Origin of the sequence: Lyngbya sp. CCY1209, from assembly GCF_035615495.1 — a bacterium.
In the GTDB taxonomy this organism is placed as follows: Bacteria; Cyanobacteriota; Cyanobacteriia; order Cyanobacteriales; family Microcoleaceae; genus Limnospira.
The window spans coordinates 1-333 of sequence record NZ_JAJENU010000302.1 but is presented as its reverse complement, the minus strand read 5'-3'; the positions used below and the strand labels follow the sequence as shown (position 1 = coordinate 333).

Genomic DNA, 333 nt, shown 5'->3' with positions numbered 1-333 from the left:
GGTAGTATTTTCTGAGCGTTTTGTATTTGGCGTTTCCGCATCGTGACACTACCCATGCCCGTAGTTGTTGCCAGAGTGTGTTATCCAGCTTTCCGAAAATCTCTGAGGAGACTACCCCTGAGTAATATCTTGACCATCCTGTAATGATGGGGTTGAGTTCTTTAATCAGGGCGGCTTGAGGTGATTTTTTATGTTTCTTAATCACCTCTTTAACCTTTTCGATGTGGGCTTTGATTGCTTCCTTATCCGGTTTGACGTGGGTCTTGAAGCCGAGTAGACCTCTTCCCCCCGATTTCTTCCCGGATGTATGTTTTCCTTTTGGATATTGCCTGA

Annotated in this window: 1 protein-coding gene; it reads right to left on the bottom strand. The window is 45.0% G+C overall.

All coding sequences use genetic code 11. The features are described from left to right. Positions 1-333 (bottom strand): group II intron maturase-specific domain-containing protein (locus LKE08_RS08745; RefSeq protein ID WP_324703833.1); only part of this gene is annotated, 333 nt, incomplete at both ends.